The organism is Microbacterium sp. (genome assembly GCF_011620715.1).
Classification (GTDB): Bacteria; Actinomycetota; Actinomycetes; order Actinomycetales; family Microbacteriaceae; genus Microbacterium.
The window spans coordinates 33,199-47,258 of sequence record NZ_WOYP01000050.1 but is presented as its reverse complement, the minus strand read 5'-3'; the positions used below and the strand labels follow the sequence as shown (position 1 = coordinate 47,258).

Below are 14,060 nucleotides of genomic sequence, written 5' to 3'. Positions count from 1 at the left end.
TGCGGCGTATCGAATCCGGTTGTCGAGTAGCCGCTTGCGGCGTATCGAGACACGGTGACCTCCGCATTCGCAGCGACGCGTGTCCCCCGAAATACCTACAGACGGCGGGGTTGACTGCGACGCATACTTGAGGTGCTGGAACGCATTTTGCGTTCGGCCGACCTGCTCGCCACTCGTGGAGAGCTCAGGGTTTCGGCCACGCGGACGGTTTTCGGGTAACTGTCCGCCAGGTGAGGGGTGGGCGGCTTCGCCGCCCCTCACCTCCTCCCACTCCGCTCCCCGCCCCGGCTCCCCTCCCCCGCCGGGACGGGGAGCGAGAATCCTGCTCGGGCTGCGCCGGGCGACACGGCTGCGGCCACCTCGGCGGGCTGCGCCGGGGTCGTCACGCTGCGCCTGGGTGACCGATCTCGCGCCAGAGGTCCACGGCGTCTTCGTCCGACATTCCGGCGCCCGCCGCCGAGCGCCCCACGACGGTCACCGCGACGCGCTCATCGGGAGAGGTGCGAATGTACAGGCGGTCCGATCGCGCGGTCCGCAGAGTGTCGGCCAATTCGGTGCGGATGATGGCGAGGGTGGCCTCGTCCAGCCCGTCGAGGCCGCCCTCGTCGAGCACCGTGACGTTCGTGCCGCGTCGCCGGGCGCGCTCGATCTCGGCGTGCACCGCGTCGTCCAGCAGCCGAGGTCCGCGCATCTCGTCGCGCAGGCGCCCCTCCGCCAGGCGCGCCTGCGTGCGCTCCTCTTCGTCGAGCGAGCCGCCGGAAGAGACCGTCCGAGTCAGCACCGGACCGGCGACCGCGAGGGCGCGCTGCACCTGGATGCGGCGCTCGCGCTGGCGCCCGGTCTGCGATGCCTGCCAGGCCGATGCGGCGCGCTGAAGCTGGGCGAGCCGGGCGGTGTCGGTCGCGGCGCGGTCGATCGAGAGCAGCATGAGCTGCGTCGCGGCGACCCACACGATCGAGCCCACCAGGCCGAGGCTCAGGGCGGGGAGCAGGCCCATCCAGCCGATCGATGCGATCGCCAGCGCCGCGATCCCGATCCAGGAGAGCACCGGGCGACGACGCACCATCACGATGGTCATGAGCGCCCCGATGCCACCGAGGTACCAGGTCGCGAACGGCGCGGCTTGATTGTCCGGGCCGACCGCCACGGCGATCGCACTCGGCACGATGAACGCGCAGGCCAGGGCCATGACACCGGCCCACCGCGGCAGCGCCGTTCGCGAGCCGCCGATCGGCGGCATGGGCGCTCCGTCGGGACTTACCGCTGCGGACGAGGGCCGCGGTTCCCAGAAGATGCAGAGCCAGGTGGTGACCAGATACAGGCTCAGTGCCGCGATGATCACGAGCGGGCGCTCCACCGGGGCGGTCCACCACAGGCCGCGAGCAGCGAGGTACGCCGTGAAGGCGATGCCGATGATGATGATGATCCGTCGCACGCTGATCATCGTTCGCCCTCCCGCCACTCAATCTGCACGGTCGTGCCGTCGCGGTCGGAATGGATGTCGCTCGTGCCTCCGACTGCGGCGACGCGAGCGAAGATCGAGGCCCGGATGCCGAGCCGATCGTGCGGCACGCGATCAAGGTCGAAGCCCTCGCCGGTGTCGCGGACGGTGATGCGCGCGTGCGTCGGCTCGATGCCGCCGTCGACCGTGACGACCAGCCCGGAACCGCCCGCGTGCTGCGCGGCATTCGCGATCGCCTGGGTCGCCGCGAGCACGAGGGCGCCGGCCACCCGCCCCGGCATCGGCGGCGTGGAAGGATCGATGTCGCGTTCGACGCTCAGGCGTACGCCCAGTTCGAGTGCGGCGCGTTCGATGTCGTCCGCGAGGCTCGCAGGGCTGCGCGGTTCGTCGCTGCCCTCTTCCGAGCCTTGCTCGGTGTTCGCGAGGCGGGTGAGCGCTTCACGCGCCATCGCGACTGCAAGCGTGCGTTCACGCGGCGTGTGAGCACGCTCGGCGGCGATGAGCGCGGCCAGCACGCTGTCGTGCATGAGCGCCGCCACCGCGATCCGCTCCTGCTCCGCCGCGTCGGCGGAGGCCGCCGCGGCATACGACTCGACCGCGCGGGCGCGGGTCTCGTCGACGTTCGCCGCCACCGAGCGGAACACCCAGCCGAGCGTGGTCAGCATTCCGCCGAGGATGAGCGCGAACGAGACGTCCAACGTGACCGAGTACCAGTAGTCGCGGGCGAAATCCGCCTGTATCAAGCGCACGACGCCGAACAGGAGCGGAATCAGCGCCGTCCACACGACCTGCAGGAGGAGGGGGAAAGCCAGGACGCTGGCGACGGTGGCGACGTTGACGAGAAACCAGATCCACGGTTCGGAGGCAGGATCGGCGTCGCCGCCGGCGGTGGCCGCCGGCCAGAGCAGGAGGGCAAGCGGGTAGACCAGCGCGAAGATGCCCGCGGACACGCGCACGCCACGACCGGCGGCGCAGGCGATCAGCATCGCCGCGAGCGGCACGAAGGTGATCACCATGAGTGGCACATGCCACGCCGGACTCTCCTGGAACGGCAGAAGCGCGTTCAGGAACGCTTGGGTGCCCAGCACCAGGCTCCCGAGACCGACGACGAGCGAGATGATCCGCTCGATGCGCAGTCGTGTGAACGACCCGAGGCCCGCGGTCGTCTCCCGGGTCTGCGGGATGTGCCCCCAGGCGTCGTCGAGGACCGCTCGCGTGCTCTCAGGCTCCGACGCCACCAGCATCCTCACGGTCGCTCGGCTGGGCCAGGATGCCGTCTTCCATCGCACGACGGAGGAGGTCGACCTTCGTGGGGGCGGGTCGTCCGACTTCGACGTACTTCACACGGACGCGGGTGATGTTCTCCTTGGCGGTGGAGTAGGCCACGCCCAAGCGGTCCGCGACCACTTTGAGCGGAAGCCCTGCGGCGTAAAGGCGAAGGACATCGCGTTCGCGGGCCGACAGCTGTGCGTCCGCGAAGGCGCGGTCGCCCTCGACCGCGCTGGCCCACTCGACGTTGTTGAGCGGCTCGCCACCCGCCACGGTGCTGATCGCGGCGATCACGTCGCCGATCGGCGAAGCCTTGCTGACGACGCCGGCGGCACCTGCGGCGAGCGCCTCGCGCACCGCGGCCGGGCGGTCGGCGACGCTGTGGATGATGATGCTCGAGCCGTCCGCCACCAGCCGCCGAACGTTCTCGGTCACCGTCGTGCCGTCGCCGAGGGTCAGATCCAGCACGACCACGTCCGCCGGAGGGGCTCCGTTGAACGAGCGCCAGTCGAGATACCCGGTGACGTCGCTGCCCGAGAAGACCACGACCTTCTGAGCGCGCGCGCAGGCGGCCTCGAGCCCGAGCCGCACGGACTCGTGGTCATCGATCAGGGCGACGCGCGTCATGGCGCCAGCCTACCGACGCGATCCGGAACTGCCGCCGGGGCGCACCAACGTCGCGATGGCTTCGATATGGTGCGAGTTCGGGAACAGGTCGTAGGCCGTCACCGTGTGAAGGTCGTAGCCGGCGGCGCGGAAGGTGGCCACGTCGCGGGCGAGCGCCACCGGGTCGCACGCGACGTACACCACCGCGGTCGGCCCGAGTGCGGCCACCGCTTCGACGACGTCGCGGCCGGCGCCCGAGCGCGGGGGGTCCAGGACGATGACGCCTCGGTTGATCCGCGCGCGCTCCCGATCGGAGGCTTCGGCCAGAAGCCGGGAGACGAACCGGTCGACGCGCGCGGTCTCGGCGCGTGCGCCGACCCACTCCGACAGGTTCCAGGCGGCGTGGTCGGTCGCGCGCGAGTCCGACTCGACCGAGGTCACGCGCCCGCCGCCGAGCTCGGCCAGCGCCGCCGCGAACAGGCCGACTCCGCCGTACAGGTCGAGGTGCCAGGCATCCGCATCCAGCACGGTGCCGTCGGCGTCCGGGCCCGCCGTGACGGCCTCCCGCACCGCGAGCCGGAGCGCGGCGTCGAGGGTCTGCGCAGCGAGGCGATGCACCTGCCAGAATCCGCCGGCATCGACACGGAACTCGCGCGCGCCCACGAGTTCGGTCACCGTCTCCCGGGCCTGGCGAGGGCCGCTCTTGGCGGCATCCGCACGGGGGATCACGCGCACGCGGCCGTCGGCGGGCTGGACGAGATCGATGCGGCCCGGCCGCGCCTGCCTCAGCCGCAGTGCCGCCTGCTGCACCTCGGGCGTCGCGAGCGGGTACTCCTCGACGGCGATGACGGTGTGACTGCGCGCGGCGAACGGCCCCACACGGCCGTCCGCATCGACGTGCAGGCTCACACGTGTGCGCCAGCCGGAGCCGTCGAACGTCTCGGTCCTGTCTTGATCACCGGCCGGCTGGATGCGCAGCCCGGGGATGTCGACCCCGCCGAAGCGCCTCAGCGCGTCGCTGAGCACCTCGAGCTTGAGCGCCCGCTGGTGCGACAGCTCGATGTGCCCGAAATCCGCACCGCCGGGGCGCAGCTGCGGCGGCACCGAGACCTCCGCCTGCTGCCAGATGTGGGGCTGCCGGTGCGGGGAGGCCCGCAGCACCTCGAGCACCTCGCCGCGCCAGAAGGACTTCTTCCCGACGTCGGTCAGGCGGATGCGAACCCGCTCGCCCGGGATCGCGTCGGGCACGAACACCACACGGCCTCCGCGGCCCGACTCGTCGGCCGGATCGCCGATGCGTCCCACGAAGACCCCGCCGTGGGCGACGCCGGTCACATCGAGGTCGAGCTCGTCTCCGGCTGTCGCCGAACCTGTCGATGCGTCCACCCACCGAGCATTCCACAGGCGGGACGCGACGCGGCTACCGTGAACCCATGCAGGTCTGCCTCGCCTCGACGTCCCCCGCCCGGCTGATGCTTCTGCGCCAGGCCGGGATCGAGCCGCGCACGCTGGCGCCCGACGTCGATGAGGACGCCGTGATCGCGCAGGTCGAGGCAGCCGAGGGCCGGCGGCTCGATGCGGACGAGCACGTGCGGCTGCTCGCCCGCCGCAAGGCTGCCGACGTCGCGCGGCGCGTCGCCGCGGAAGACCCCGGATTCGACGGCATCGTGATCGGCGGCGACTCGATGTTCGAGATCGGCGGCGAGATCCTCGGCAAGCCCCATTCCGCCGTGGAGGCGACGCGGCGATGGCAGGCGATGCGGGGCCGGACCGGGATGCTGCACTCTGGGCACAGCGTGATCCGGGTGAACGGCGCCGGCGTCTCTGCCGACGCGCACGCCGTGGCCGCGGCATCCGTCAGCTTCGCCGCCGACGTGACGGATGCCGAGATCGACGCGTACGTCGCCTCCGGCGAGCCGTTGCACGTCGCCGGGGCGTTCACGATCGACAGCCTGGGCGGACCGTTCATCCAACGCGTCGAAGGAGACCCGTCGACCGTCGTGGGGATGTCGCTGTCCACCGTTCGCCGGCTCGCCCGCGAGCTGGGAGTGGAGTGGACTGATCTGTGGAATCGCACATAACCGCTCGGAACCGCACATAACCAGACGGGACCACTCGTAGACTTCCCCCCACGTTTTGCGCTATTTCTTGTCTAGTGGACTCAAAAGGGCCCACCGGCGCGTAGGTAGGCTGACATCCATGCCTCAGATCGCCAAGGTGCTCATCGCCAACCGCGGTGAGATCGCGGTGCGCGTCATCCGTGCCGCCCGCGACGCCCGCAAGTCCTCGGTCGCCGTGTACGCCGACCAGGATCGCGACGCGCTGCATGCGCGCCTCGCCGACGAGTCATACGCCCTGAACGGTGCGACCAGCGCCGACACGTATCTGTCGGTCGAGAAGATCCTCTCCATCGCCCGCCGCTCCGGAGCCGACGCCGTGCACCCCGGCTACGGATTCCTCTCCGAGAACGCCGACTTCGCCCGCGCGGTGATCGATGCCGGACTGGTCTGGATCGGACCCCCTCCCGAGGCGATCGAGGCGCTCGGCGACAAGATCACCGCGCGCCACGTCGCCGAGAAGGTCGGCGCACCGCTCGCCCCCGGAACCCCCGGCCCGGTCGGCAGTGCCGACGAGGTCGTCGCGTTCGCTGAGGAGTTCGGCCTGCCGATCGCGATCAAGGCGGCCTATGGCGGCGGCGGACGCGGTCTGAAGGTCGCCCGCGAGTTCGACGAGATCGCCGAGATGTTCGAGTCGGCCACGCGCGAGGCGATCAGCGCCTTCGGGCGCGGCGAGTGCTTCGTGGAGAAGTACCTCGACCGGCCCCGGCACGTCGAAACGCAGTGCCTGGCGGATGCCGCCGGCAATGTGGTCGTGATCTCCACGCGGGACTGCTCGCTGCAGCGCCGGCACCAGAAGCTGGTCGAAGAGGCCCCCGCCCCGTTCCTCAGCGAAGAGCAGAACCGCACCCTGCACGAGGCGTCGAAGGCGATTCTGCGCGAGGTGGGCTATGTCGGCGCGGGCACCTGCGAGTTCCTCATCGGCGCCGACGGCACGGTCTCGTTCCTCGAGGTGAACACGCGGCTCCAGGTCGAGCACCCGGTCTCGGAAGAGGTCACGGGCATCGACCTCGTCCGCGAGCAGTTCCGCATCGCCGAGGGCGGCACGATCGACTACGACGACCCCGTTCCTGTCGGCCACTCGATCGAGTTCCGGCTCAACGGCGAAGACCCCGGCCGCGGATTCCTTCCCCAGCCCGGGCCCATCCACGTGTTCAAGACCTTCGGTGGTCCCGGCATCCGTCTGGATTCGGGCGTGACCGCGGGCGACTCGGTCAGCGGCGCATTCGACTCGCTGCTCGGCAAGATCATCGTCACCGGCCGTGACCGCGACGAGGCCCTCGAGCGCGCCCGTCGCGCTCTCGACGAGTTCGAGGTCACGGGCCTGCCCACCGTGCTGCCGTTCCACCGAAAGGTGGTGCGCGATCCGGCCTTCACGGCCGAGAACGGCGTGTTCGGCGTGTTCACGGGCTGGATCGAGAACGAGTTCGTGAACGACATCCCGCCGTGGGACGGCGAGCTCGAGGCCCCCAAGCCGGCCGAGGCGCGGCACACCGTCGTCGTCGAGGTCGCGGGCAAGCGACTCGAGGTCAGCCTCCCCGACCGGATCGTCGCCGCTCCCGGTGCGGCGGCGCGCCCCGTCGCTGTGCCGCCGTCACGGCGCTTGCATGCCCCGACGGTCGTCGCCGGTGCCTCCGGCGACGCTGTGAAGAGCCCCATGCACGCCACGATCGTGAAGGTCGCCGTCGAGGACGGGCAGCAGGTGATCAAGGGCGACCTGGTCGTCGTGCTCGAGGCGATGAAGATGGAGCAGCCGATCCAGGCCCACAAGGACGGCGTCATCGGCGCGATCAATGCCGCCGCCGGAACGACGGTCTCGGCCGGGCACCAGCTCCTGAAGATCAGCTAGATTCGCCCGGGCATCCCGCAGGGTCAGCGGTCTTCGCTCGCCTTCTCGACGATGTGCATGGCCCGGGCGGCATCGGTGATGCTGCCGCTGAGCGACGGGTACACGGCGAAGACCCGCGACAGCTGGTCGACGGTGAGCCGGCGCTCGACCGCGATCGCGATCGGATAGATCAGCTCCGACGCGCGCGGACCGACGATGACGCCGCCGATCACGGTGCCGCTGCCACGGGAGGAGAGCAGTTTCACGAAACCGTCCTTGATGCCCATCATCTTCGCGCGCGGGTTCGCCGCGAGCGGCAGCTTGTGCACCACGCCGTCGACCAGCCCGTCGGCGATGTCCTGCTCCGACCAGCCGATCGTCGCGATCTCCGGCGCGGTGAAGATGTTCGATGTGATGCGGCGGTGTTCGAGCGGGATCACGACGTCGCCGAGCGCGTGGAAGACCGCGGTGCGGCCCTGCATCGAGGCGACCGAGGCGAGGGGCACGAAGGTCGTGCAGTCGCCGGCGGCGTAGATGTTCGGCACCGACGTGCGCGCGACCCGGTTGACCTGGATGTGACCCGAGTCGGTCATCTGCACACCGGCTTCCTCGAGGCCGAGCCCGGCGGTGTTGGGGATCGAGCCGACCGCCATCAGGCAGTGGCTGCCCTCGACGGTTCTGCCGTCGCCGAGGGCGACCAGCACGCCGTCGCCCTGACGCTCGACCCTTTCGGCGCGGGATCTGGACAGCACGGTCATGCCGCCGCGCGTGAAGACCTTCTCGAGCACGGATGCCGCATCCCGGTCCTCACCGGGCAGCACCTGGTCGCGGCTGGAGATCAGCGTCACCTTCGCACCGAGGTTCATGTAGGCGGAGGCGAACTCGGCACCCGTCACTCCCGACCCGACCACGATCAGGTGCTCCGGGAGCGAGGTCATGTCGTAGAGCTGGGTCCACGTGAGGATCCGCTCGCCATCGGGCATCGCCGACGGCAGGGTGCGGGGTGACGAGCCGGTGGAGACCAGCAGCGTGTCGGCTTCGATGCGGTCGAAGTCGGTGCCCCCCGGGCCGGTGGAGACGACAACCGCGTTGTCGCTGTCGAGCCGGCCGAATCCCGAGATGATGCGCACCCCGGCTTCGATGAGCGATGCCCGCATGTCGTCGGACTGCTGACGGGCGAGCGAGAGCAGCCGCTTGTTGACCGCACCGAGGTTGATCGCGATCTCGGGCTTGAGCGGTTTGCCCTCGGCACCTCGCGCGAACAGCTGCACGCCGAGGTCGCCCGCGCCCTTGATCGCCACGGCCGCGTCGGCGGTCGCGATGAGGGTCTTGGAGGGGACGACGTCGGTGATCACCGCGGAGCCGCCGATTCCGGCGCGCTCGACGACCGTGACCTCTGCGCCCAACTGCGCGGCGGCGATCGCGGCTTCATAGCCACCCGGGCCGCCACCGATGATCGCGACGCTCTGGGTGCGCTCGAAGCTCAAGGACATGCACCCATCTTCCCAGGCTGCGGGTTGGGAAGCACACCGGGGGCTGGGGCGGAGCCCCAACAGGCACAGCCACACGACACGTACCGCCCGGTATGGCTCGCGGCGTCGCGCGTTCCTAGAGTGGGTGCATGCCAGACACACTCGCCAATCCACTCGATGACCTCGCGGCCGACCCCTTCGAGATCGCGGCGGAGGCTGCCGACGACATCGCCCGACTGACCGGCGTGCCGCGCCACGACATCGCGCTGACCCTGGGCAGCGGCTGGGGCGGCGCGGCCGAGCTGATCGGCGAGGCCGTCGCGTCGATCCCCGCGACCGAGGTGGCCGGCTTCAGCAAGCCGGCTCTCGAGGGGCACGTCGGCACGCTGCGCAGCGTCGTCACGCCGCGTGGCAAGCACGTGCTGATCATCGGCGCACGGACCCACTACTACGAGACCCGCAGTCCCCGACGGGTCGTGCACAGCGTGCGCACCGCGGCCGCGACCGGGGCCCGCACGATGGTGCTCACCAACGGCGCGGGCGGCATCAAGCCCACATGGAAGCCGGGAACCCCCGTCCTGATCAGCGACCACATCAACCTCACCGCGGCGACGCCGCTCGAGGGCGCGACCTTCGTCGACCTCACCGACCTCTACTCGATGCGGCTGCGCGACCTCGCCCGCACGATCGACCCCTCCCTCGACGAGGGCGTGTACTGCCAGTTCACCGGTCCGCAGTACGAGACACCGGCCGAAGTGCGGTGGGCCAAGACCATCGGAGGGAACATCGTCGGCATGTCCACCGCGCTCGAGGCGATCGCCGCACGCCAGGCCGGCATGGAGATCCTGGGGTTCTCGCTCATCACGAACATGGCCGCCGGCATCCAGACCACACCGCTGAGCCACCAGGAGGTCATGGAGGCGGGGCAGGCCGCCGGACCGGTCATCTCGTCGCTGCTGGCTCGTGTGATCGGCGCGATGTGAGCGCCGGAGCGGACGACGGCGTCCTGGTCACCGCTCGCTCCTGGCTCGCGCAGGACCCCGATCCCGAGACCCGCGCGCAGCTCAGCGCCCTGATCGGGCGCGTCGAGGAGGGGGATGCCGCGGCATCCGCCGAGCTCGCCGACCGCTTCGCCGGCCGCCTGGCCTTCGGCACGGCCGGCCTGCGCGGCGAACTCGGCGCCGGCAGCAACCGCATGAACCGGGTGCTCGTGGCGCAGGCAGCGGCCGGACTCGCGGCGTTCGTCCGGGAGCGCGCGGCCGGCGAGGACCGCGTCCCGACCGTCGTGATCGGCTACGACGGCCGCCGGAACTCGGAGGTGTTCGCCCAGGACTCCGCCGAACTGTTCGCGGGCGCGGGGCTGCGGGCGATCCTGCTGCCGCGCCTGCTGCCGACGCCGGTGCTCGCCTTCGCGGTGCGCAAGCTCGGAGCGGATGCCGGAGTCATGGTCACGGCCAGCCACAACCCGCCGAACGACAACGGCTACAAGGTCTACCTCGGCGGCGCGGACGAGGGCGCGCAGATCGTCTCGCCCGCCGATGCCGAGATCGCCGCCCACATCCAGCGGATCGCGGATGCCGGAGATGTCGGCGCGCTGCCGCGCTCGCTCGGCTACGAGACGGCCGCGGAATCTCTCGTGGACGCCTACATCGCCGCGGCAGCGGGCGTCGCGCCCGCGCCCGAAGGGGTGCAGGGGCTCACCTGGGTGTACACGGCGATGCACGGCGTCGGGTGGGAGACCCTCTCGCGCACCCTCGAGGCCGCCGGATACCCCGCGCCGGTCCCGGTCGCCCGGCAGCTCGATCCTGACGGGTCCTTCCCCACCGTCGCCTTCCCCAATCCAGAAGAGCCCGGGGCCATGGATCTCGCGTTCGAGACGGCTCGCAGCGTCAACGCAGACCTCGTCATCGCCAACGACCCCGACGCCGACCGCCTCGCCGTCGCCGTGCCCGATCCGCACGCGACCGGCGGCTGGCGGCGCCTCAGCGGCAACCAGGTCGGACTGCTCCTGGGCTGGCGCGCCGCCCGCCTCGCGCGCGAGGCGGGCGCCGGACCCGGCGCGTCGCTGGCCTGCTCGCTGGTCTCCTCGCCCGGGCTGAAGGCGGTCGCCGACCACTACGGACTCGACTTCCACACCACCCTCACCGGCTTCAAGTGGATCTCGCGGGCCCCCGGCCTGGTGTTCGGCTTCGAAGAGGCTCTCGGCTACCTGGTGAACCCCGAAACGGTGCGCGACAAGGACGGCATCTCGGCGGCGATCGCGATGCTCGGGATGGTCACCGAGGCGCGCGGCCGCGGCGAGAGCCTCGCCCGAGTCCTCGCCGAGTTCGATGCGACGTTCGGCTTCTTCGCGAGCGACCAGGTCTCCATCCGCGTCGACGACCTCTCACGCATCGAGCGGATCATGGCCGCGCTGCGGGAGCGGCATCCGTCCGCGATCGGCGGCGTCGGCGTCGAGCGGGTCGAGGATCTGCTGCAGGGCGCGGACGACCTGCCCCCCAGCGACGTACTGCGCCTGTGGATGACCGACGGCTCGCGGGTGATCGTGCGCCCGAGCGGCACCGAGCCGAAGCTGAAGATCTACCTGGACGTGCGGGGCGACTCCGCCGACGACGCAAAGGGGCGGATCACCGCGCTGAGCGGTGGCGCGCGCGCCCTGCTGGACGATCTCGAGTGAGACACCTGTGACGGACGGCATCGACGACGTTCGAGCGGTGCGATGCGATCGCGGTGGAGTTGCGCACCCACCCGCTGAGCGGGGACGGATGCCGGGCTCAGCCGTCGATGACGGCGACGAGCTCGTCCAGGAAGCCGGTGAAATCGGTGCCGCGGCGGACGATGCGGTGCACGCTGTCGCGCTCGGAGAAGACCTCGACGAACTGCTCGAACACCGTCTGGAACGCCTCGCGATCGGTCTCTGAGAAGGCCACCACAGCCACGACCTGCACCCGGCCCTCGCCCCATGGGATCGACGGCTCGGCGATGCCCACGGCGATCGCCGTGCGCGTCGCGGTCATTCCGAGTGCGTGCGGCACGGCGAGCGCATCGGTGAACGCGGTGGACGAGAGGCGCTCGCGCTGGATCGTCCGCTCCACATAGTCCTCGTCGATGACCCCCTCGCCCACCAGGAGCGAGCCGAGGTGGCGGATGACGGCTTCCTCGCCACCGTCGGCATCGAGCCCGCGAACAAAGGCGGAGCGCACGAAGTACCGCTCGAGCTCTTTGCGGAGCCGGGCCAGACGCCGACTGCGACGGATGCGGGCGGCCGCGGTCTGCACACGGTCCACGTCGGCGTCGGTCAGGAACGGCTGGATGCGGACGAACCGGTCGCCGGCGAGCGCAGGGTCGATCGTCGTCAGCACCAGGTCGGTGCGGATTGAGGCCCAGTCGGGGTCGACCCGCGTCTCGACCCCGACGACTTCGATCGACTGGCCGAGGGAACGATCCACCGACGATCGAAGCAGCTCGTGCAGCTCGTAGTAGCCGGGGCACACGATCGTCGCGGTCAGCAGTTGGTCGGCCCGCCGGCTGCGCTCGAGGCGCCCGCCGACGTGCATCGCGATGTAGGCGATCTCGTCGTCCGGGAGAGGGATTCCCAAGCGCTCCTGCAGTCCGCTCGCGATGAACACCGCCACCTCGAAGATCATCGGGTAGGTGGATTTGAGCGACTTCGTCAGGGGATTGCGCGACCAGGCCTGCTCTCGCGCTCGCAGCTGAAGGTTCTGCACGTGCAGCGCGAGCCGCACGATGAAGTCCTCGTGCGCGATGTCTACGAGGAATTCCGCGGCGGCCGTCTCGACGACCTCGCGCACCGCCGCTTCGACCTCGGGCTCCAGGCGCGAGCGGGCATGATCGGACGGTGTTGAGGCTCCCGGCGCGACCACGCGCGTGAGCACCAGGGTCGACAGGTGCTGCAGGTCGCCGGTCCCCAGCGTGACGCCGAGGTGGCGCTCGACGAGCCGTTCGAGGATCGCGGTGACTTCCTGCTGGGCGGGGCGCACCTCGCCTGCGGTGCGTTCCAGACCGCGATGGCTCGCGACCCGGTCGGCGGCGATTGCGATGTGCATCACGACGTCCGAGATGCCGAACTCGTTCACGAAGTAGCCCAGTGTCCCGAGTTCGGCTACGAGCTCGGCCTTGAACGGGCCGAACGCGGACGCGCCGACTGAACCCTCGCCGAGGGTGCGGCGCAGGGCGTCGAGGTCGAAGGACCCGGCATCCATCTCGTCGTGCGCGAGCTTGCTCAGCAGCCGCCGCTGCGCCATCTCGGTTCCGCGCAGCCGGGCCCGCGAGGCGGAGCGCTCGAGTGTCAGCTGGGTGCCGCCCAGAAGGCCGCGCACGCGCGCCAGGTCGGCATCCAGCGTCGCCGTGCTGACGTGCATGGCTTCGGCCGCCTCGAACACGTCGACGCCTTCGTCGGTCTCCAGAAGGGCGCGCACGAGCGTGTGCAGGCGGTCGCGCGGGGTGCCGGCATCCGTCCCCGGGGTGATCCGCAGCGCAGCCGACGCCTCCGGGCCGGCGCGGTAACCCTGGGGTCCGGACTCGACTGCGACGCCGTCCGCGACGCGCGCGTTGATCGAGGTCACGTACGAGCGGATGCTCCGCGGTGTCACTCCGATGCCGTCTGCGAGGGTCGCTGCCGTGACCCACTCCCCGTCACGCACGAGCAGGCCCAGGAGGCGGTCCTTTCTCGCTCTGGTCACGGTGGTCCCCTGCGCATCGGTGCGGTCGTTCCTCAGCCAGTCAATCACGCGCCGCGTGGCAAGGGATGCCCCGGTGCGACGGGCGATGCCGTGACGGCGGCGCACAGTTGTGGCATGTCGTCCCAGTGCGCGAGCGCCGTCTTCACGCAGCAGTGCTTTCCGCCCCTCCGGAAACATGACTGGTTGTCGGCTCTCAGCGTTGTCACAAGAATGGCCACAGGAAGGCGGGTCGATGAGGATCCTGGTGGTCTGTGGTGCAGGTGCGTCGAGCACCTTCGTCGCTCAGCGCGTGCGCCGCGCGGCGCACGGTCAGGGTCTCGAGTACTCCGCCTTCGCCGGCACCGAGCTGTCGCTGCCGATCGACCTCGACGCAGCCGATGTCGTACTCGTCGGGCCGCACCTGGCCCACGCGCTGGAGCGCATCGAGCACGACGCGGCGCAGCGCGGGACGACGGTGGTGCTGCTTCCGCCCGACATCTTCACGGATCTGGACGGCACGCGCACGCTCGCACTGGTCCGCGAAGCGGTCGCCAGCCCGGGCGGAGCCTTCCGGACAGCGCGCGGCGCGGCTGAAGACGTTCGACAGGAAGAGGACTGACGATG

General features: G+C 70.7%; 11 protein-coding genes. 5 read left to right on the top strand and 6 right to left on the bottom strand.

From position 1 onward, the window contains the following. Nucleotides 1-382: 382 nt before the first annotated feature. Genes QZV84_RS05050 through QZV84_RS05035 form a run of 4 tightly spaced genes read right to left on the bottom strand, consistent with a single transcriptional unit; the run spans nt 383 to nt 4,723 of the window. On the bottom strand, nt 383-1,444 hold the full coding sequence (locus QZV84_RS05050; RefSeq protein ID WP_292826269.1) for a hypothetical protein: 1,062 nt from the start codon (nt 1,442-1,444) through the stop codon (nt 383-385). Next, a complete protein-coding gene (locus tag QZV84_RS05045; protein ID WP_292826266.1) occupies nt 1,441-2,700 on the bottom strand; it encodes an ATP-binding protein in 1,260 nt (419 codons plus the stop codon). Before QZV84_RS05045 ends, QZV84_RS05050 begins: the two co-directional genes overlap by 4 nt. Next, nucleotides 2,684-3,358: a response regulator gene (locus QZV84_RS05040; protein WP_292826263.1), complete on the bottom strand. Its 675-nt coding sequence runs from the start codon at nt 3,356-3,358 to the stop codon at nt 2,684-2,686. The genes QZV84_RS05045 and QZV84_RS05040 overlap by 17 nt, the downstream gene beginning before the upstream one ends. Before the next feature lie 9 nt (nt 3,359-3,367). Continuing rightward, a complete protein-coding gene (locus QZV84_RS05035; protein ID WP_292826260.1) occupies nt 3,368-4,723 on the bottom strand; it encodes a TRAM domain-containing protein in 1,356 nt (451 codons plus the stop codon). 47 nt (nt 4,724-4,770) lie between these two features. On the opposite strand from QZV84_RS05035, the gene QZV84_RS05030 reads away from it, so the two are divergent. Both QZV84_RS05030 and QZV84_RS05025 read left to right on the top strand, forming a co-directional pair. Further along, nucleotides 4,771-5,418 carry a Maf family protein gene (locus tag QZV84_RS05030; protein WP_292826257.1) on the top strand — a complete coding sequence of 216 codons (648 nt, stop codon included), beginning with the start codon at nt 4,771-4,773 and terminating at the stop codon, nt 5,416-5,418. Nucleotides 5,419-5,536: 118 nt separating this feature from the next. Beyond that, complete coding sequence (locus QZV84_RS05025; protein ID WP_292826254.1) at nt 5,537-7,303, top strand: biotin carboxylase N-terminal domain-containing protein; 1,767 nt, start codon at nt 5,537-5,539, stop codon at nt 7,301-7,303. A 23-nt stretch (nt 7,304-7,326) separates the two neighbouring features. Here QZV84_RS05025 and QZV84_RS05020 read toward each other — a convergent pair whose 3' ends face one another. Next, nucleotides 7,327-8,775: an NAD(P)H-quinone dehydrogenase gene (locus QZV84_RS05020; RefSeq protein WP_292826251.1), complete on the bottom strand. Its 1,449-nt coding sequence runs from the start codon at nt 8,773-8,775 to the stop codon at nt 7,327-7,329. Nucleotides 8,776-8,903: 128 nt separating this feature from the next. Here QZV84_RS05020 and QZV84_RS05015 point away from each other — a divergent pair, with 128 nt between their 5' ends. Both QZV84_RS05015 and QZV84_RS05010 read left to right on the top strand, forming a co-directional pair. Then, on the top strand, nt 8,904-9,737 hold the full coding sequence (locus QZV84_RS05015) for a purine-nucleoside phosphorylase (protein WP_292826248.1): 834 nt from the start codon (nt 8,904-8,906) through the stop codon (nt 9,735-9,737). Beyond that, nucleotides 9,734-11,431 carry a phospho-sugar mutase gene (locus tag QZV84_RS05010; protein WP_292826245.1) on the top strand — a complete coding sequence of 566 codons (1,698 nt, stop codon included), beginning with the start codon at nt 9,734-9,736 and terminating at the stop codon, nt 11,429-11,431. Before QZV84_RS05015 ends, QZV84_RS05010 begins: the two co-directional genes overlap by 4 nt. A 97-nt stretch (nt 11,432-11,528) precedes the next feature. On the opposite strand, the gene QZV84_RS05005 is transcribed toward QZV84_RS05010, so the two are convergent. Further along, a complete protein-coding gene (locus QZV84_RS05005; RefSeq protein ID WP_292826242.1) occupies nt 11,529-13,457 on the bottom strand; it encodes a PRD domain-containing protein in 1,929 nt (642 codons plus the stop codon). 232 nt (nt 13,458-13,689) lie between these two features. Between QZV84_RS05005 and QZV84_RS05000 the strand changes: the two genes are divergently transcribed. Continuing rightward, nucleotides 13,690-14,055: a PTS sugar transporter gene (locus tag QZV84_RS05000; RefSeq protein ID WP_292826240.1), complete on the top strand. Its 366-nt coding sequence runs from the start codon at nt 13,690-13,692 to the stop codon at nt 14,053-14,055. Nucleotides 14,056-14,060 lie beyond the last annotated feature (5 nt).

Excerpts from the sequence above, each read along its gene's own strand:
- QZV84_RS05050 (WP_292826269.1), bottom strand. The coding sequence starts at position 1,444 with ATGATCAGCGTGCGACGGATCATCATCATCATCGGCATCGCCTTCACG.
- QZV84_RS05040 (WP_292826263.1), bottom strand. The coding sequence starts at position 3,358 with ATGACGCGCGTCGCCCTGATCGATGACCACGAGTCCGTGCGGCTCGGG.
- QZV84_RS05020 (WP_292826251.1), bottom strand. The coding sequence starts at position 8,775 with ATGTCCTTGAGCTTCGAGCGCACCCAGAGCGTCGCGATCATCGGTGGC.
- QZV84_RS05025 (WP_292826254.1), top strand. The coding sequence starts at position 5,537 with ATGCCTCAGATCGCCAAGGTGCTCATCGCCAACCGCGGTGAGATCGCG.
- QZV84_RS05000 (WP_292826240.1), top strand. The coding sequence starts at position 13,690 with ATGAGGATCCTGGTGGTCTGTGGTGCAGGTGCGTCGAGCACCTTCGTC.
- QZV84_RS05030 (WP_292826257.1), top strand. The coding sequence starts at position 4,771 with ATGCAGGTCTGCCTCGCCTCGACGTCCCCCGCCCGGCTGATGCTTCTG.
- QZV84_RS05015 (WP_292826248.1), top strand. The coding sequence starts at position 8,904 with ATGCCAGACACACTCGCCAATCCACTCGATGACCTCGCGGCCGACCCC.